16 protein-coding genes are annotated in these 17,919 nt (G+C 63.9%); 9 read left to right on the top strand and 7 right to left on the bottom strand.

All coding sequences use genetic code 11. The annotated features are described in order from the left end of the window. Positions 1 to 154 precede the first annotated feature (154 nt). Together C446_RS05250 and C446_RS05245 are read left to right on the top strand one after the other, a co-directional pair. Positions 155 to 370, top strand: a complete 216-nt coding sequence (locus tag C446_RS05250; protein WP_006672032.1) for a heavy-metal-associated domain-containing protein — start codon at positions 155 to 157, stop codon at positions 368 to 370. Positions 371 to 376: 6 nt separating this feature from the next. Beyond that, entirely contained in the window at positions 377 to 2,323 is a 1,947-nt protein-coding gene (locus tag C446_RS05245) for a heavy metal translocating P-type ATPase (protein WP_006672031.1), read from the top strand. A gap of 108 nt (positions 2,324 to 2,431) precedes the next feature. Here C446_RS05245 and C446_RS20220 read toward each other — a convergent pair whose 3' ends face one another. The 5 genes from C446_RS20220 to C446_RS05225 form a co-directional block, all read right to left on the bottom strand. Further along, positions 2,432 to 2,560: a hypothetical protein gene (locus C446_RS20220; RefSeq protein ID WP_275039902.1), complete on the bottom strand. Its 129-nt coding sequence runs from the start codon at positions 2,558 to 2,560 to the stop codon at positions 2,432 to 2,434. Positions 2,561 to 3,038: 478 nt separating this feature from the next. Further along, positions 3,039 to 3,221, bottom strand: coding sequence for a DUF7836 family putative zinc-binding protein (locus tag C446_RS05240; RefSeq protein ID WP_006672030.1), 183 nt, complete (start codon positions 3,219 to 3,221; stop codon positions 3,039 to 3,041). A 28-nt stretch (positions 3,222 to 3,249) separates the two neighbouring features. Further along, positions 3,250 to 3,621 carry a DUF7501 family protein gene (locus tag C446_RS20440; RefSeq protein WP_152419373.1) on the bottom strand — a complete coding sequence of 124 codons (372 nt, stop codon included), beginning with the start codon at positions 3,619 to 3,621 and terminating at the stop codon, positions 3,250 to 3,252. A gap of 238 nt (positions 3,622 to 3,859) precedes the next feature. Further along, positions 3,860 to 5,212, bottom strand: a complete 1,353-nt coding sequence (locus C446_RS05230) for an LLM class flavin-dependent oxidoreductase (protein WP_049920055.1) — start codon at positions 5,210 to 5,212, stop codon at positions 3,860 to 3,862. Positions 5,213 to 5,451: 239 nt separating this feature from the next. Beyond that, entirely contained in the window at positions 5,452 to 6,687 is a 1,236-nt protein-coding gene (locus tag C446_RS05225) for a carboxylate--amine ligase (RefSeq protein WP_006672027.1), read from the bottom strand. A gap of 163 nt (positions 6,688 to 6,850) precedes the next feature. Between C446_RS05225 and priS the strand changes: the two genes are divergently transcribed. From priS to C446_RS05210, 3 genes are all read left to right on the top strand, one after another. After that, on the top strand, positions 6,851 to 8,026 hold the full coding sequence (gene priS / locus C446_RS05220) for a DNA primase small subunit PriS (RefSeq protein WP_006672026.1): 1,176 nt from the start codon (positions 6,851 to 6,853) through the stop codon (positions 8,024 to 8,026). Next, a complete protein-coding gene (locus tag C446_RS05215) occupies positions 8,023 to 9,156 on the top strand; it encodes a DNA replication complex subunit Gins51 (RefSeq protein ID WP_006672025.1) in 1,134 nt (377 codons plus the stop codon). Before priS ends, C446_RS05215 begins: the two co-directional genes overlap by 4 nt. A 95-nt stretch (positions 9,157 to 9,251) precedes the next feature. Further along, entirely contained in the window at positions 9,252 to 9,776 is a 525-nt protein-coding gene (locus C446_RS05210; protein WP_275039904.1) for a peroxiredoxin, read from the top strand. Positions 9,777 to 9,795: 19 nt separating this feature from the next. Here C446_RS05210 and C446_RS05205 read toward each other — a convergent pair whose 3' ends face one another. Both C446_RS05205 and C446_RS05200 read right to left on the bottom strand, forming a co-directional pair. After that, entirely contained in the window at positions 9,796 to 12,063 is a 2,268-nt protein-coding gene (locus tag C446_RS05205; protein WP_006672023.1) for a CDC48 family AAA ATPase, read from the bottom strand. Next, complete coding sequence (locus C446_RS05200; RefSeq protein ID WP_006672022.1) at positions 12,060 to 12,308, bottom strand: DUF7127 family protein; 249 nt, start codon at positions 12,306 to 12,308, stop codon at positions 12,060 to 12,062. Before C446_RS05200 ends, C446_RS05205 begins: the two co-directional genes overlap by 4 nt. Positions 12,309 to 12,478: 170 nt before the next feature. Between C446_RS05200 and C446_RS05195 the strand changes: the two genes are divergently transcribed. The 4 genes from C446_RS05195 (at position 12,479) to hmgB (ending at position 17,742) form a co-directional block, all read left to right on the top strand. After that, complete coding sequence (locus C446_RS05195; RefSeq protein WP_006672021.1) at positions 12,479 to 13,321, top strand: TatD family hydrolase; 843 nt, start codon at positions 12,479 to 12,481, stop codon at positions 13,319 to 13,321. 126 nt (positions 13,322 to 13,447) lie between these two features. Next, complete coding sequence (locus tag C446_RS05190; RefSeq protein ID WP_006672020.1) at positions 13,448 to 14,029, top strand: DUF2150 family protein; 582 nt, start codon at positions 13,448 to 13,450, stop codon at positions 14,027 to 14,029. A gap of 103 nt (positions 14,030 to 14,132) precedes the next feature. Beyond that, positions 14,133 to 16,235 carry a hypothetical protein gene (locus C446_RS05185; protein ID WP_152419372.1) on the top strand — a complete coding sequence of 701 codons (2,103 nt, stop codon included), beginning with the start codon at positions 14,133 to 14,135 and terminating at the stop codon, positions 16,233 to 16,235. A gap of 169 nt (positions 16,236 to 16,404) precedes the next feature. Continuing rightward, on the top strand, positions 16,405 to 17,742 hold the full coding sequence (gene hmgB, locus C446_RS05180) for a hydroxymethylglutaryl-CoA synthase (protein WP_006672018.1): 1,338 nt from the start codon (positions 16,405 to 16,407) through the stop codon (positions 17,740 to 17,742). The last annotated feature ends 177 nt before the right edge of the window (positions 17,743 to 17,919 follow it).

Below are 17,919 nucleotides of genomic sequence, written 5' to 3'. Positions count from 1 at the left end.
CGTTGCCGAAGGTTGTCCGTCGGGCCGTATAAGTCGTAGTCGTCCGGCCGACCGGCTAGACGACTCGTTTCACCGGCTGGCGTCGTCGTCCCTACGCCAAAACAGATAATTTGAGTGATATATTTGGGCGAGCGCGCCGTAGCACGACTCGAGTATGACCCAACTCGTCGAATACCGCGTCACTGACTTCGAGTGTCCGACCTGTGCGAACAACCTCGAGCGGGCATTAGAACGGACCGACGGCGTCGAACGGGCCGACGTTCACTACACTACCGGCCGAGTCGAACTCGAGTACGACGCCGGGACCGCCGACCGCGAGTCGTTCGAGCGAACGATTTCGAACCAGGGATACACGCCTCGGCCCCGGTGACCGATCGTGAGTCGCATCAGTGCCCTCGGGGGCTGGGTCCGGGCCCGCCGGAAGCCAGCGATCGTCGTCGCCAGCGGCCTGCTGTTCGTTGTCGGCTGGGGGCTCGGCTACGGGCTCGGCCTCGAGCGAGCCAGCGCGACCCTGCTGGTCCTTGCGGCCGTCGTCGGCGGCTACGACGTCGTGAAGAAGGCCTACTATACGTTGCGGGTCCGGACAGTCGGGATCAATACGCTCGTCACCCTGGCCGCCATCGGCGCGATCGTCATCGGCGAATACTGGGAGGCCGCGGCCGTCGTCTTCCTGTTCGCGCTCGGCAACTACCTCGAAGCCAGGACGATGGGGAAAACTCGATCGGCGCTCGAGGAGTTGCTCGAGATGAGCCCCGACACGGCGATCGTTCGCCGCGGTGGGGAAGAGACGAAAATCCCTGCACGTGAGGTGGAGGAAGGCGAGACGGTCGTCGTCGAGCCCGGCGCGAAGGTGCCCGTCGACGGCGAGGTCGACGACGGCGAGAGCGCGATCGATCAGTCACCCGTCACCGGTGAAAGCGCACCCGTCCACAAGGCGACAGGCGACGCGGTCTACGCCGGCACGATCAACCAGGAGGGTGCACTCGAGGTCGTCGCCACCGACACGGGTCGGGATACGACCCTCGAGCGGATCATCCGTCGCGTCGAAGAGGCCCAGGAGGCCCAGGCACCGACGGAGACGATCATCGAGCGGTTCGCGACGTACTACACGCCCGCGATCGTCGTGTTGGCGGTCCTTGCATACGCCGTCACCGGAAACGCGATCCTCGCGCTGACGCTGTTGGTCATCGGTTGTCCCGGTGCGCTGGTCATCGGGCCCCCGGTTAGTATCGTGAGCGCCATCGGGAACGCCGCTCGCTCGGGCGTCCTGATGAAAGGTGGCGAGCACCTCGAAACCGCGGGCAAGATCGACCTCGTCGCGTTCGACAAGACCGGGACGCTGACGAAAGGCGAGACGACCGTCGCGGACGTCGAGGGGTTCGGCGTCACCGAAGACGACGTGATTCGGTACGCTGCGATCGCCGAGAAACGGAGCGAACACCACCTCGCGGACGCGATCGTCGAGGCCGCTCGAGACCGCGGCGGCGGGTCGAGTCGAGCGTACGTGACCGACGGCGGTGTCGCTTCGGGACTCGAGTCACCGTCGAACGGCGACGACCACGTGGCCTCGGGGATTCCGAACCCGGACACGTTCGAGGTCGTCCCTGGGAAAGGCGTGGTGGCACACTACGACGGACATCGTCTCGTCGTCGGTAACCGAACACTGCTCGCGGACCGCGAAATCGAACCTGCCGAGACGGCCACAGCATACGCCCACGACCGAGAGAAAGAGGGTGAAACAGCCGTCTACGTCGCTCTCGAGGACGAAATAGTCGGTGTCGTCTCGATGCGGGACGGCCTTCGTGACGACGCGGCAGCCGTCGTCGCCGCGCTACAGGACGCTGGTGTCCGCACGGTGATGCTGACCGGCGACAACGAACGCACCGCGCGTGCGGTCGCGGAAGCCGTCGGAATCGACGACTACCGGGCTGCCCTGTTGCCCGAGGAGAAACAGGATGCGATCGAGGCGTTCCGGGAGTCGGGCCACGTCGTCGCGATGGTCGGCGACGGGATCAACGACGCTCCCTCGCTTGCGACCGCCGACGTCGGAATCGCGATGGGCGCTGCCGGGACCGACACTGCTATCGAGACTGCGGATATGGCGCTGATGGCCGACGACTTGAGACGGATTCCCTACGCTGTCGGACTTAGCAAGGCGACCCGCTGGAACATCGCCGAGAACGTTACCATCGCCGTGGCGACGGTCGTCCTGCTGCTCGCGGGCGTCTTCGCGGGCTACGTCCACATGGCAAGCGGTATGCTCGTCCACATCGGTAGCGTGTTGCTGGTCATCCTCAACGGCATGCGGCTGCTGCGGTACTAACGCCACGAGCAACGATCACGTCAGCACGAACTGGAGCACGGACGATCGACTACGACAGCCGCTCTCGGAAGTTCAGTCCCATCGCGAGCACGGTCGCGAAAGGACCGGTCAGGAGAACACGACCAACCCGACGACGAGGGCCGAGACGATCGGGCCAGGGAGCGGCGGAGCCAGCAGTGTCCCGACCGGAACACAGAGTACGCCGACGACCGGCGCTACCGCCCCGTACGCGAGCATGGTTCGCTGTCCCCGGGAAAACTGAATCCCGTGGTCGTCGCGCTGAGGGAAACAAGCCGACTGCCAGGACCACGAATCCCGCCATCACGTACAGCCCGAAGACGACGATCGACAGCCCGTGGACGAACCCGCTCTCGCTCCCAGCCATCTCGACGAACACTGCTCCGAACCCGACCAGACTCCCAAGTATCACGAACGCGCCGATGCCCGCGACGCCGATCTGAAGGGCCGGCCGGATCGATCGGGACAATGGGGTCATGGTACTGTTTGGGTGGACTATCCGATATGCGATAACGGTGGTTCCTCGAAACCGAGAAGAACGGGTAGTCGGGGAGGACAGAGCGGAGTCCCGATCCGCCAGATCGTGTAGTGGAGACGGAGCACCGGAAGACGAGGGTCGAAACTGACGGGTGCAAGCGACACCCTGCAGTCCGGTTCGAAGGCTCCGGAGCGGTGGCCGAAAAAGAAACCGACGGAGCTAGACGTGGAAGCTCTCGTGAATCTCGAGTCCTTCCGACGTCTTGACGAACTCCGAGACCGGACGCCGATCGTCACAGTGCTCGCAGCCGAACTCCTTGCCCGGCTCCGGCAGGTCGGCCGGGTCGCTCTCCCACTGCTCGTGACAGGACGGACACTCGAGGTCGATCCAGGGCTCTCTCATAGGGTGGACGATGGACGCCGCATCCCTCTCAGGCGACCCACTCCTCGGCGACGTCGCCGGCGATCCCTTCGCGCCACCGCGAGAACGCGACGGCGCACTCGTCGGTCTCGTCGACGTGGTCGACGAACCCGGGACCGCCGTCGGCGATCGGGTCACCGCAGAACGGACACCGACGGGGGTCGTCCCACTCTCGATCGGCCGCCTCGAGGGAGTCGTCGGGGTCAACCTCGAGACGGCCCCGCTGTTCGAGAATCGTCTCGACGCGGTCGATCGAACAGTCGACGCGCGACGCCAGCTCCGCCGGAGACAGCTCCGGGTTGGTCTGTTTCATCGCCAGAACAGCGTCTTCGACCGGGGCCGCATCGGTTCCCGTTTCGGCTCCCGTTCGTGCTCGGGTCATCGGCGACCACCGTTCGGACGTACGGCGTGATCCCTGGAGAAAGTTTCGGCGTGCCTGCTTCCGTCGTGCGATTTCGAGGCGATGGTGGACGGAAAAAGAGCCGTAGTAGGACGGCGACCGTTCGTTGTGACTGGACCGAAGACGCGCGAGTGCTCGTGGAACGACCACGACGCTGAGTTTTCGTCCGGCTGCGATCGTGTCGTCGGTCGTCGAGAAACGGCCGGAACCGTCGATCCCGTCAGGAGTCCACGCCGGGATGTCCCGCCGGGAGCCCGGTGCGTCCGAACATGTTCTCCCGGAGGGTGTCGCCCTCGTACCCCTCCCGGATCAGCCCGCGCTCGCGAAGCACCGGAACGACGTACTCAGCGAAGTCACGCAGCGTCCCGGGGCGCGTGACTTCTTTGAGGTTGAAGCCGTCGACGCCGACCTCGTCACGCCAGGCCTCGAGTTCGTCGACGACCGTCTCGGGACCGCCGACGATCACGGGCGAGGTAGTGCCGAGGCCGGCGAACTGTGCGACTTCCTCGACGGTCCACTCGCGGTCGGGGTCGTTCTTCGTGAAGGCGTTGATCGTCCCGCGGATGGCGTCGGTTTCGATGTGTTCGACCGCTTGGTCGGGCTCGAGTTCGGAGAGGTCCATATCGATGAAGCCCGACAGTAGCGAGAGGGTGCCTTCGACGCTGATGTGGTCCGTGTAGGTCTCGTACTTCTCCTGGGCAATCTCGTCGGTCTCGGCTGTGACGACGACGATGCCGGGGAAGAACTTCAGCGAATCGGGGTCACGGCCGTGTTCGCTGACGCGGTCGCGCATGTCCTCGATGTAGTCGTGAGTCGCCTCCTTCGTCGGCTGGGAGACGAACACGCCTTCGGCGTTTTTCGCCGCGAACTCGCGGCCGCGATCCGAGGAGCCGGCCTGGTAGATGACCGGCGTTCGCTGGGGCGAGGGTTCACAGCCGTGGGGACCGGGAATCGAGAAGTACTCGCCCTCGTAATCGATCGCACGGACCTTGTCGGGATCGGTGTAGGTGCCGGCTTCCGCGTCGCGAACGACGGCATCGTCGTCCCAGGAGTCCTCCCAGAGGCGGTAGCAGACATCCATGAACTCGTCGGCGCGGTCGTACCGTTCGTCGTGTTCCATCCGATCGCCCAGTCCGAGGTTCTCGGCGGCGCTCTCGAGGTAGGAGGTGACGACGTTGAACGCGATACGACCGTCGGAGACGTGATCGAGCGTCGAGAGTTCGCGAGCGAGCTGGTAGGGATGGACGTAGCTCGTCGAACGCGTAATCGCGAACCCGATATCGTCGGTTACCTCGGCCATCGCGGGGACCAGTGCCTGTGGGGCGTTCGACGGGGTCTGAATCCCACGCTGGATCGCGGGATCGCGGTCGTCGTCGTAGACATCGTAGATTCCACGTACGTCGGCGAAGAAGATAGCGTCGAAACCGGCGCTCTCGGCGGTTCGTGCGACGTCCGTCCAGTACTCGCGGTCGGTGTATCGGTGGGATTGGTCCCCGGGAATCGTCCAGGTCCCCGGCGAGACGTGTTCCACCGAGTTCATCGTGAAGAGGTTGAAGTGTAGGCGGTCGCTCATCATCTGCAGGTTCTCCTGTCCGGGAAAAAGGAAACCGGCTCCGGAGAAATTCGGGTGGGATCGACGACGCGTCGGGTCCCTCGAGTACGCAGGGGTGAGGAGCCGGGACCGAGACCGAGACCGGGACCGAGACCGAGACCGGGACCGGGACCGAGACCGGGACCGAGACCGAGACCGAGATCAAAACCGGGACTGGACCCGGAGTCACACTCGAGTACGCGACCCGAGGCCCTGATCGATCAGCAAGAACAGTAGTAGTCCGGGCCGCCGAACTCCGTCTCGAGTATCTGCAGCGCCGGTCCGGGATCGGACGGACGATAGACACCCGTCGTCAGCCCGCGGGACGACTCGAACTCGCCGGACAGCAGGGCAGTCCACTCGTCGGTCGAGAGCACGTCCGGGAACGACGGCGAACTCGCGAGCAGGGAGAGATAGTCGGGGAGAGAGAGCCAGCGGGCGTCCCGCGGTTCCGAGGGCTCGTACTCGAGTCCGACGGCGTCGGCGTAGGCCGCGTACGGCAGGTTTGCGCCTGCCTCGACGGGCATCGATATCCACTTCCAGGGTCGTGTGTTGACATCGAGGAGGACGTACTCCTCGCGGTCGCTATCGTAGACGAACTCGGCCTCGCTGATGCCGTAGTAGCCGCTGTCCTCGAGTACGGATCGGGCACGGGCCTCGAGTTCGGGGTCCTCGACCGTGTCGACGACGCAGGAGGTGCCGTACCCTTGCGGGTAGCGAACGCGGGCGTTGCCGACGACGCTCAGGACGTCGCCGTCGGGCGAGCGGTAGGAGGCGAGCGATCGGTCCTCGCCCGTCGCGACCGGGACCTTCTCCTGGGCCATCACCCGGACGCCGGCGTCCCGGGCCTCGGCGACGACCTCGTGGAACTCCTCGCGGTCGGCGACCTCCACGACGTTCGTCCCGAGCAGTTCCTCGAACTCCCGCTTGCGTGCGGGTTTGACGACCAGCGGGAACCCGAGTCGTTCGGCCGCCACCTCGAGGTCGACCTCGGAGAGGCGGTAGGTCTCTGGGTAGGGCACCTCGAGTTCCTCGGCGGTCGCGTACAGCGACTCCTTGTCGAGGACGTCGGCAATCACGTCCTGTTTCGCGAAGGGAAGCCGGACGCCGTCGGGTTCGGTCTCGGCGAACGCGTGGACCCACTCGTCCATACAGGGGAACGCGACAGGCTCGTGATCCAGCACGTCGGCGACCGACGCCACGTCCTTGCGGAACCCGTCGGGATCGTCGAGCGGGAAGGTCACTTCGCCGGCGGCGACGACGGCCTCGGAAGGCGGTGCTGCCCCGTCGCCGACCCGATCCAGAGCGACGACCGGCACGTCGTGAGCGGCGAGCGCGCGGGCGACACTCACCCCCGTGATGTGGGCGTTGGCGACGATCGCTGGCGGCCGATCGAACGACTGCTCCGCGAGGGTCTCGCGGAGGTCCGCGAGCGACGTGAACTGTGGGTGGCTCATGGTCGATCCAGCGCATCTTGCCGACTAAAGCCTGCGGTTCCGGCGGCCCTGGCCGCCGTCACTGACGGTGACGACGTCCGCGACCCGTTCGCACGCTACCCACCCACGACGACCGTCACTTTCGGCAGGATTATACTCTCCCACCCACGACTACCCGAGGCGCATGGAGGAGCGAACGAGGGCCTATCTTCGCGGGCGATTTCGGGACCACTACCGACGGACGGAGATATCTCCGCCGCCCGCGGCCAACGAACGCGAGTGGGGCTACATCCCCTGGACCGAGGGACCCGATACGACCATGGTCCGCCATCGTTCGCTGCTCGAGTTAGGGAACCTCTCCGAGTTTCTCGTCCGCAAGCGGCCGCGCCACGTCTACTTCTCGGCCGGCCGCTTTCGTGACCCCGGCGCGGGGTCGATGAACGAGAAAGACTGGCAGTCGGCCGACCTGGTCTTCGACCTCGACGCCGACCACCTGCCGAACGTGACGCTGGGCGAGGACTCCTACGCCGAGATGCTCGCGACGTGTAAGGATGCCCTCTTTCGCCTCCTTGACTTTCTGGAAGACGACTTTGCCTTCGAGGAGTTGGAGATCGTCTTCTCGGGCGGTCGTGGCTATCACGTCCACGTCCGCGACGACAACGTCCGCCACCTCGAGCGGGAACACCGACGCGAGATCGTCGATTACGTCCGTGGCATCGGACTGGACTTCGAGGAACTGATCGAGACCGAGACCGTCGCGGGACTCGGCCGGAAGACGCCGACCGAACGCCGCACGCTCCGGATCGAAGGAGGCTGGGGCCGGCGGGTTCACAGCCACTTCATGGCGTTCGTAGACGACCTCCTCGAGATGGAGGAAGACGCCGCCCTCGAGCGCCTCCAGGAGTTCGACGGCATCGGCGAGGGGAAGGCACAGGCCACCCTCAACGCCGCCCGGAACAACCGCGAGGGTCTCGAGTCGGGCAACGTCACCGTCCACACCGCGGTCGCACAGCTCGCCGAACGGTTCGCATCGAAAGCCGTCGAGCGGGATAACGCGCCGATCGACGAACCCGTCACCACCGACACGAACCGGCTCATCCGACTCCCCGGCACGCTCCACGGCGGCAGCGGCCTCGAGACGGTTCGCCTGGAGCGTGACGAACTCGAGGAGTTCGATCCGCTCGTCGATGCTGTCCCGGAGACGTTCGAGGGACAGGAAATCGCGGTCGATGTCACCGATGGCGGCGAGGTCGAACTCGGAGGAGATAGCTTTACGGTCTCGGAGGGTGACCAGTCACTTCCGGAGTACGTTGCGGTCTTTCTGATGTGCCGCGGCAGAGCAGAGAAGGAAAAAGAATGAATCTCGACGAACTACGCTCGGTCCAGAGCAAGGAGCGCCAGAAAGATAGCCTCCAGAACCTGCGCCCCTCGTTCTACCAGGAGGTCGGCGAGTACATCTCCGAGCTAGAGGACGAGCGGGACCGCGCGGCCGAGCGTGCCGACGATCCGTTCTCCTCGCCGGAGGTCAGCCGCCTCACCGACGAGATCGAGACCGCCAAAGATGTCGTCGAGGCGATCTACGAGCGCCGCATGGGGAAACTCGTCAAGCAGGCTAGCCTCGCCGCCGCAGGGATGGCAGCCGACGACGAAGGCCTCACTGCCGAGGAAGCCGACCTCTTTGCGGACCTCGTCGACCGTATCGAGTCGAACAAGGGGCGCGTCCTCGACGTACTCGAGGGTGAAGGCGAAGAACCACCCGAGACGAACGCGGGCCCGGAGACAGGAACGGGGACGGACGCGCCCTCGAGCGTGGCGGCCCCGGGGACCCCGGACAGAGAGCCGGACGCTGACCCGGAACTGGCCACAGATTCGGGCCGAGAACCAACTCCCTCGAGCGAGGTGCCACCCGATTCGGCTCCCGAGCCGGGTCTCGAGTCCGGCCCGGGTACCGAGGCTGGGCCGAACCCAGATCAGGACTCGTCGACTCGAGACGCCGACGACGCACCGCCGGCCCCGCCACACGAGCCGCCATCGGACACGTCTGCCAGTCCCGACGGCGACTCGAGCGACGTCTCGAGCGGCGTCCCGGCCGCGGACGTCATGGGTGACGGCCCCCCGATCGGCGACGGCCAGGAACACGGTTCCGAGTTCGGTCCCGACGCCGACTCCGAGCCGGCCTCCCGGGCCAACGGCGGCGATGAAGACCCGTCGGCCGTGCCATCTGCCACGGCTGCGGAACGGTCCGATCGAGCCAGCGGGGACGCGACGGACGCGGCGTCAACCACAGACAGGACACACACCACACCCGACTCCGGTTCCGACGACACCGACGACCTCGAGCGAGTGACGGTCCGGATCACGCGAGATGTCGGCTCCATCCTCGGCGTCGACGACCGCGAGTACACGCTCTCGAGCGACGACGTGGTCACCCTCCCGGAGCAGAACGCGACGCCGCTGGTCGATCGGGAAGCCGCAGAACCACTCGAGTAGTCGTTCGTCGTCGCCCAGTGTACGTTTCCGGTCTCTCGCTATCGGTATCGCTCCGTCCCGTTTTCCGCGCTCCCATTCCGTTCAGTCGCTGCGCAATCCCAGAACACAATACATACAACGGGCGTCGCGAACCCGTTCCTATGATCGACATCGGCGACCCGGCCCCCGAGTTCGAACTGCACAATCAGCACGGCGAGACGGTACGACGGTCGGATTTCGACGGGCAACGGCTCGTCGTCTACTTTTTCCCCCGCGCGAACACCGACGGCTGTACGACCGAAGCGAAGGGGTTCGAAGACGCGCTGTCGACGTTCGCACAACGAGACACTGCCGTGGTCGGGATCAGCGACGACCCGGTTTCGGACCTCGAGACGTTCGCCACCGACCACGGGCTGACGTTCGACCTCCTCTCGGACGAGCACGGCGAGGTCGCGACGCTGTACGAGTCCTACGGCGAGAAGCAGCTGTTCGGGAACACGTTCGACGGCGTCTTCCGGAACACGTACGTCGTCGGGCCGGACGGTCGAATCGAGGCGGTCTACGAAAACGTCTCGCCTGACGGCCACGCGGCGGACGTGCTCGCAGCCCTCGAGTCGGCCGACGTTGCAAGCGCCGACTGAGCCCGGACCCGTCGTCTCGCTACTGGAACGTCCGCCCGAGCTGGTCCTCTTCCCCGGCCGGTTCGGCCGAGTCGAACTCCTCTTCGATCTCCTCGTAGCGCTCGCGCGTCTCGGGCGTGACGCTCGGGTTGACCTCCTCGAGTGCGTGCTCGAAGTGGTCCTTGCTGATACGGACGTTCTCGATGGTGTCGCCCATCTCCTCGGGATCGACCGAATTGATGAACTCGCGGCTGGCAGCCATCGACGCTTCGCGACAGACCGCCTCGATGTCGGCACCGACGTACCCTTCCGTCTCCGCGGCCAGCCAGTCGAGATCGACTGCGTCGGCCAGCGGCTTGTCACGGGTGTGAACCTCGAATATCTTCTTGCGTGCGTCCTCGTCGGGGACGGGGACGTGGACGTGGCGATCCAGCCGTCCAGGCCGGAGGAGAGCGTTGTCGATCAGGTCGGGACGGTTGGTCGTAGCGATGACGACCACGTCCTCGAGCTCCTCGAGGCCGTCGAGTTCGGTCAGCAGTTGGGAAACGACTCGCTCGCCGACGCCGGAGTCGGCCTGGCGCTGGCCGCGTTCGCCCGCGATCGAGTCGATCTCGTCGAAGAAGATCACGGTCGGGGCGTTCGAGCGGGCCTTCTCGAAGACCTCGCGAACGCCTTTCTCGGACTCGCCGACGTACTTGTTCAGGAGCTCGGGGCCCTTGATCGAGATGAAGTTCGACTCGGCCTCGTTGGCGACGGCCTTCGCGAGCAGCGTCTTCCCGGTCCCCGGTGGACCGTACATGAGCACACCCTTCGCGGCCTCCATGTCCATCTGCTCGAAGACTTCGGGGTAGTCCAGCGGCCACTGGATCGTCTCGCGCAGCCGCTCTTTAGTGTCCCCGAGGCCGCCGACGTCCTCCCAGGTCGTGTCGGGCACTTCGACGAAGACCTCCCGCATCGCGGAGGGTTGGATACCCTTAAGCGCGTCCTTGAAATCATCCTCGGTGACCTGCAGCGACTCGAGCACGTCGGCGTCGATCTCCTCGGTTTCGAGGTCGAGGTCCGGCCGAATCCGGCGAAGTGCGTTCATCGCACCCTCGCGGGCGAGACTCTCGAGGTCAGCACCGACGAACCCGTGGGTGTTGGCGGCGTAGTGCTCGAGGTCGACGGCCTCTTCGAGGGGCATCCCTCGGGTGTGAACCTGCAGGATTTCCTTGCGACCCTCCTTGTCCGGGACGCCGATCTCGATCTCGCGGTCGAACCGACCGCCACGACGGAGCGCCGGGTCGATGTCGTCGAGGCGGTTGGTCGCCGCGATGACGGTGACCCGACCGCGCTCCTCGAGGCCGTCCATCAGCGAGAGCAGCTGTGCGACCACGCGACGCTCGACGTCGCCGCCGGCCTCTTCGCGCTTGGCCGCGATGGAGTCGAGTTCGTCGATGAAGATGATCGCGGGGGCGTTCTCCTCGGCTTCCTCGAAGACCTCGCGGAGTTGCTCCTCGCTCTCGCCGTAGTACTTCGACATGATCTCCGGGCCGGAGATCGTCTCGAAGTGGGCGTCGATCTCGTTTGCGACGGCCTTGGCCATCAGCGTCTTGCCGGTTCCCGGGGGGCCGTGCAGCAGAACGCCCTTCGGCGGCTCGATCCCCAACTGTTGAAACAGTTCGGGATGCCGCATCGGTAGTTCGATCATCTCACGGACCTGATCGAGCTCGTCGTCCAGGCCACCGATGTCCTCGTAGGTGACCTCGGGAACGCCTTCAGGGGAGGCACCAGCGCCGCCCGAACTCACCTGTTCGGCGGGCGTCTCGGAGATTTCGATACTCGTCGAGTCCGTGATGACGACCGTCCCGGACGGCGACGTGCTCGCGATCTTCAGCGGCACCGACTGGCCGGAGCTGGCCATCGGGCCAAACGACAGCGAGAACGGTACCGTCTGCCCTTCCGTGACCGCCTGTCCGGAAAGCTTGTCGCGGACGAGCGGGCCGATGTCACCGCGAATGCGGAGGTTCTGTGGAAGCGCGACCGTCACCGACTTGGCGGGCTTGACGTCTGCCGGCTCGATCGTCACGCTGTCGTCGATGCCGACGCCGGCCTCCTGTCGCAGGCGGCCGTCGATGCGGACGATCCCCCGTCCCTCGTCTTCGGGATATCCGGGCCAGACGCGGGCCACGGCTTGGCCCTCTCCGCCGCCGTCGATGACGACGTAGTCGCCGTTCTCGAGATCGAGCTCGCGCATGGAAACGCGGTCGATCGCGGCCAGTCCACGGCCCGCGTCCTTCTGTTTGAGCGGTTTGACGGTAAGTTTCATAGATCGCCCTCCAGTTCGACAGTGAGAACGCCGTTTTTGATAAACGTATGCGCGTCGTCTGCACCGTCGGGGAGCTCGAGCTCGTACTGCTCGTCTCCGATCACGACGATGACGGTTCCATCGACGAGGTCGACCGCGGCGTCTCCGACCTCGTGGCCGAAGTCGACGGCCAGGATCGCACCGTCGTCGTATTCGTACCGACGGGCCGGCCGTTCCTGGCTATCGGTGAATTGCTCGAGAGTCATGTTGGTACTAACTCTACGTAAGCACCTCTAGTATATAAATCTTTCTCCGACGAAACGAAAGAAGGCGAAGGGGTATCGAAATAGTCCGCTGTTCGTAGTTCACACACGGGTTCGAGAAACGACGGCAGCGAAACGGAGACTTTTCACGCCACGATCACCCACTGACGGGTATGATCGACGAGACGCCGGTGTTGGACGACCATCTCCACCTCGACCCGGACAACCACCGCGGGATCGACGCCGTCGAGGACTTCGCTCGAGTCGGCGGGACACACCTGCTCGTGGTCAACAAACCTTCCTGGCACCTGGGCGTCGAGGCCGAGGAGGGCGAGGATTTCCGGCCGGTCTTCGAACGTACCATCGAGGTCGTCGAGGACGCCTCCGAGGTCCTCGAGGGGCGTGCCTGGCCCGTCCTGGGCGTCCATCCGGGACTGATCTCGCGGCTGGTCGACGACCGCGGCTACAGTCCCGAGCAGGCCCGCGAGATCATGCAGGGCGGGATCGACGTCGCGGCGGAGTACGTCGCCGACGGCGAGGCGTTGGCGCTGAAATCCGGTCGCCCGCACTACGACGTCGACGACGCGGTCTGGGACGCTTCGAACGCCGTCATGCGCCACGCGTTCGAACGGGGTGCCGACCTGGACTGTGCGGTACAGCTCCACACGGAGGCAAGCGAAGACCTCACCGAGGTAGCCGAGTGGGCCGACACGGCCGGGATGGAGCGCCACCAGGTAGTCAAACACTACGCCGCTGGCCGACTCGAGGGCCCGACGCCGAGCGTGATGAGCGACAAAGAGCGACTCGAGCGTGCGGCCGAACGCGGCGAGCCGTTCCTGATGGAGACCGACTACGTGGACGACCCCGACCGTCCGGGCGCGGTACTTGGTCCGAAGACGGTCCCTCGCCGAGTCCGCTGGCTGCTCGAGGAGGGGTACGACGCGGCGGTTCGGAACGCTCACGTCGAGACGCCCGAGTACGTCTACGGCATCGACACAGAAGCGACGCTCGAGTAGTTGTGTTGCTGCCGATCGATCGGCGAAAATCCCGGACAACGGCACTGGGAGACAGATGTATGGCGGCGTGAGCGATCGTCCCCCCTGTAGAGAAAGGCATTTCAAGCGGCCGGTGTAGGTGTCTGTATGAGCAATCCCCCGACCGAGTTCTACTCGGAGGAACGCTGGCAGAACTGGATCGACCGCATCAAAGACGAAGACATCGATCCCGAAGACGAGGACTCGGCCCGCCTGCTGTTGAACCTGCAGGACGACACGGCGATCGCGATCGCGAAGATCGTCGCCGCCTACGACGACGGGGAACTCGACCAGGAGGACGCGCTCGAGGAGATCGACGACGTTCGCGAGATCGTCCTCGACGAAGTCGACGTCGAAGACGAAGAGAAGCTGATCCTCGTCGACGGCGTCCAGACGAGTCTCGTTTGCGTGTTCTTCGCGGCCGAAGAGTACGTCGCGAACGGTCCCGCCGAGGAGGGCACGGTCGGCGAGTACCTGAGCGCCGCCGCGGATGCGGAGGCCGAAGAAGACCTCGACGCTGCGCTCGGCTTCGCGGCCCAGGCCGGGACGCTGATCGTCGACGGCGAGGCCCTCGATATGGAAGTCGCCGAAGACCTCGAGTACGGGCTCGTCACTGAGTGGATCAACGGACTGGACTCGCTCCAGAGTGCGATGAGCGATCCGGAAGTCGTCGAAGAAGAGGACGAATAACGGATTTTCCAGCGGATTCGGCGGTTTCGGTCGAGGTCGATTCTCCGTTCCGTCGAACTCGAGCCAACAAGCGTTTACGTAGTTACGACTACCTTCTTATATGATGCGTTGGGGGGACGAGCGGGGAGTTACCGTCCAGGTGGGAGCGGTATTATTACTCGCGATCCTCATGACGGCGCTGGTAATGTACCAGCTAAACGTCGTCCCGGCGGAGAACCAGCAGATCGAGTACAATCACAACGAACGGGTCACCGGAGACCTGATCGATCTCCGGTCCGCGATCGCAACGAGTGGGGAGACGAACACGCCACGTCCTGTCTCGATAGCGCTTGGGTCACAGTACGAAACCAGGACGTTCACGGTGAATCCTCCACATCCGAGGGGAACGATCGAGTCGGTTCCTGCAGACGGGGCGGTTTCGATCAGTGGGAACGACATTACCGATCTCGACGACCTCGAGACTCACTATCTCGTATACGAGCCACATTACAACGAGTACACTGGTGCTCCAACGACAGTCCTCGAGCATACGCTCTTGTACAACGATTTCGAGGGGACAAATCTCTCAGTGGCAGATCAGATGATGATTGGCGACAACAGCGTGTTTATTCCTCTCGTTGACGGTGACCTGTCTGAGTCTGGGTCAGGCACCACCGCTGTGGACGTTGAGTCGCTCGAGGGACCGCAGACGGAGACGATAGACCAAGATGTCGTTATCGAACTCCCGACAACTGATACGGAGATGTGGACTAGTGGGACTGATCTACCGGCGGGTGCGACCGTTTCACCGAATCCGGATACTGGCCACGTTACTATTACGCTCGATGGTGACGTTTTCGACGAAGTTTCGATCGCTCGAGTCGGCGTTGGCGGTGAATACGGAGAGGACCAACTCGGTGACTTCGGGGAATCCAAATCCCAACCGGACCCGACCCAAACGTTCGCTGTCGAGTTCGACGATCCTCCCCCCATAACTGAAGGTGACGAGGGTGTCGAACTGATAACAACAGTTACTGATAACGAAACCGACGAGCAGATCGAGAACGCATCCGTCGACTTTTCCAAGCAGAATAACGGCAAAATACACATCGACCGCCCGAGGTCCGACGAGCGTACGGACGAAGTCGGGGAAGCAACTGCCGTCGTCGACGCAGTGTCAAGCGGATCGACGACGATCTACGGCTCGAGCGGTGATTCCTCGACGGGACTCAGTTTAGAGATCGAGGAATCCGGGCAAGAACCCGGTTTTTCCGCGTTGGAAGCCACTGCCGGTGGCAATATCAATGCTATCGAGTTCGCGTACACTCCGACCGGTGGTCTCACTGATCCCTCAATTGACTTCGCGGTATACGACGGGGAGGATGTCTCGGGAACCGAACTCGATTCCGGCACCGATTCGAATCCCGATGTGGATTCGGAGAATATCCTCGAACTGGACGGCTTCAGTAGTTCGGATACCGATCCGCCGGTGACGATCGAGGTTGTTCTGACGGATGACAACGTGGACGTTGTCTGTACCGGAACAATAACCGATAACACGGACGAAATCTCGATCGAAGACGGCGGTATCGATTGTACGAGCGACACCGCCGATTCGGAGTTCTCGACTGCTATCGACGATACGAACGAACCGGTCGTCGAGGGTGAAACGGTCGAAGTCGAAACGATTGTAGAAAACACCGGTGACAAAGATGACACACAGACAGTCGAACTCGAGATCGAGGATCACGGTATCGTTGACAGTACGGAACTCTCTCTCGAATCAGGTGAGTCGGAACCGATTACGGTAGCCTGGGAGACCGATGACGGAGACGCCGATACCGACATCGACGCGACTGTTTCGAGTGAGGATGATAGTGATACCGTCCAGGTAACCGTCGAAGCGGAACCTGACCCTGCCTTCTTCGACGTTTCGATCGAAGAGACGAACTCACCGGTCGTAGAAGGGCAGACGCTCGAGGTGGACGCAACGATCGAGAATACTGGTGACGAGACCGGGGATCGGACCGTCGAACTCGAGACGGACGACGAGGTTCGTGATGCTGTCGGTGTCGAGTTGGAACCAGGTGAATCGACGACTGTGATACTCGAGTGGGACACGGTCCCCGGCTTCTGGTTCTTCCCAGGCGACGCTGGAACGTACGATGCGGACGTTCAGAGCGGAGACGATACCGATACAACGACCGTCGTCGTCGAAGAAAGTTGACCTGAACAACCAAGATATTGACTTTTCTTCCCCGTTACTGAGTGGGCTGGACCGGACACTAGTAGCTCGGTCCCAGGGTGAGCTACGGTGTTTCGGAGTGTAAATTTGTTCGACATGCGTCGAAACCTCGAACGACAATATCATATATCTCCTCCAACAGTATTCACATATGACTGCAGTCGGTATCGACGCCGTCGAGATATGGACCGGGAATCTCAAACTCGACCTTCCCGGCACGTTCGCCCCGCAGAAGGGCGAAGACCCCGAAAAATACACGAAAGGCCTCGGCCTCCACAGCAGTTCCTTCCCCGACAGCTACGAGGACATCGTCACGATGGGCGCAAACGCCGCCCACCGGCTGATGGAACGCAAGGGCCTCGAGCCCGACGATATCGGCCGGATCGACGTCGCCACCGAGAGCGCCTTCGACAACTCGAAGCCGGTTTCGACGTACGTCGCTGGCTGTCTCGAGCAGGTCTTCGACGGCGACTTCCATCACGCGAACAAAGGCGAGCGGAAGTTCGCCTGTATCGCGGGGACACAGAGCCTGGATGACGCGTACAACTGGATCAAGGCGGGCCGTAATCGTGGTCGCGGCGCGCTCGTGATCGCGACCGACACGGCCCTGTACGCCCGTGGCGACGCCGGCGAGGCCACCCAGGGTGCCGGTGCCGTCGCGATGTACATCTCCGAGGACCCCGATCTGGTCGAACTCTCCGGCGAGCAGGGGTACGGCTCGGCCGACGAGACGGACTTTCTCAAGCCCAACCAGCAGTTCCCCTCCGTCGACGGCAAACGCTCGGTGCAGGTCTACCTCGCCCGCATGCGCGAGGCCCTCGAGGACTTCAAGTCGGTCACGGAGCCGCTGCACCCGGACGACTTCGCGTACGTTCCGTTCCACACCCCGTTCCCCGGGATGGTCCGGAAGGCCGCGCTGCTCGGCTACCGGAACATGGTCCGGGACACGAGCATCGAAGACGAACTCGCAGACGAGATCGGACGCCAGCCCCGTTCCGAAGCGTTCGACGACGAGGAGGCGTACCGCGACGCGGTTCGGGAGTACATGGACGCGCTCAAAGAGACCGACCGATATCAGGAGTGGTACGACGCCACGATCGATCCGACGCTCACCGTTTCGCGTAACGTCGGCAACTGGTACACCGGCTCCGTCCACGTCGCCCGCGTCAGCGCGCTGAAACACGCCCTCGAGGAGGGCCACGACGTCGCGGGCAAACGGTTGCTGGTCGGCTCCTACGGTAGCGGTGCACAGGCCGAGATTCACGCCGAGACTGTCCAGGACGGCTGGAAAGAGGAGATCGAGGCCCTGAACGTCGACGAACAGCTCGAGGAGCGCTACGACCTCGACTGGGAGGATTACGAGGAGATTCACGACGCGCACAACCACGAGATGGACGTCGACGTCGAGGAACTCACCACGCCCGAGGCGGAGTTCGTCTTCGACGGGTGGGGACGGATGGGCGAGCGGAAGTACCGCTACGTCGAGTAACGTCCGGTCCCGGCCACCGAACCCTCTCTCGTTTCTGCCGACTCGACCGACTGTCACCTTTCGCTCGCCGGTCGTCGCTGCCCCTCGTCCACACTGCCAGCGACGGCTCGAGCGATGCGAAACCCATTACCCCGTCGGGCGGATAGATCGGTTGACAGCGTTTCGAACGCCTCGAGG

The organism is Halobiforma nitratireducens JCM 10879 (genome assembly GCF_000337895.1).
GTDB lineage: Archaea > Halobacteriota > Halobacteria > Halobacteriales > Natrialbaceae > Natronobacterium > Natronobacterium nitratireducens.
This window is presented reverse-complemented; position numbering and strand designations above follow the sequence as displayed.

What these genes read in the sequence shown, in the direction of transcription:
- C446_RS05250 (WP_006672032.1), top strand. Translation starts at nt 155, where the DNA reads ATGACCCAACTCGTCGAATACCGCGTCACTGACTTCGAGTGTCCGACC.
- C446_RS20220 (WP_275039902.1), bottom strand. Translation starts at nt 2,560, where the DNA reads ATGCTCGCGTACGGGGCGGTAGCGCCGGTCGTCGGCGTACTCTGTGTT.
- C446_RS05240 (WP_006672030.1), bottom strand. Translation starts at nt 3,221, where the DNA reads ATGAGAGAGCCCTGGATCGACCTCGAGTGTCCGTCCTGTCACGAGCAG.
- C446_RS20440 (WP_152419373.1), bottom strand. Translation starts at nt 3,621, where the DNA reads ATGACCCGAGCACGAACGGGAGCCGAAACGGGAACCGATGCGGCCCCG.
- C446_RS05230 (WP_049920055.1), bottom strand. Translation starts at nt 5,212, where the DNA reads ATGAGCGACCGCCTACACTTCAACCTCTTCACGATGAACTCGGTGGAA.
- C446_RS05225 (WP_006672027.1), bottom strand. Translation starts at nt 6,687, where the DNA reads ATGAGCCACCCACAGTTCACGTCGCTCGCGGACCTCCGCGAGACCCTC.
- priS (WP_006672026.1), top strand. Translation starts at nt 6,851, where the DNA reads ATGGAGGAGCGAACGAGGGCCTATCTTCGCGGGCGATTTCGGGACCAC.
- C446_RS05215 (WP_006672025.1), top strand. Translation starts at nt 8,023, where the DNA reads ATGAATCTCGACGAACTACGCTCGGTCCAGAGCAAGGAGCGCCAGAAA.
- C446_RS05205 (WP_006672023.1), bottom strand. Translation starts at nt 12,063, where the DNA reads ATGAAACTTACCGTCAAACCGCTCAAACAGAAGGACGCGGGCCGTGGA.
- C446_RS05200 (WP_006672022.1), bottom strand. Translation starts at nt 12,308, where the DNA reads ATGACTCTCGAGCAATTCACCGATAGCCAGGAACGGCCGGCCCGTCGG.
- C446_RS05195 (WP_006672021.1), top strand. Translation starts at nt 12,479, where the DNA reads ATGATCGACGAGACGCCGGTGTTGGACGACCATCTCCACCTCGACCCG.
- C446_RS05190 (WP_006672020.1), top strand. Translation starts at nt 13,448, where the DNA reads ATGAGCAATCCCCCGACCGAGTTCTACTCGGAGGAACGCTGGCAGAAC.
- C446_RS05185 (WP_152419372.1), top strand. Translation starts at nt 14,133, where the DNA reads ATGCGTTGGGGGGACGAGCGGGGAGTTACCGTCCAGGTGGGAGCGGTA.
- hmgB (WP_006672018.1), top strand. Translation starts at nt 16,405, where the DNA reads ATGACTGCAGTCGGTATCGACGCCGTCGAGATATGGACCGGGAATCTC.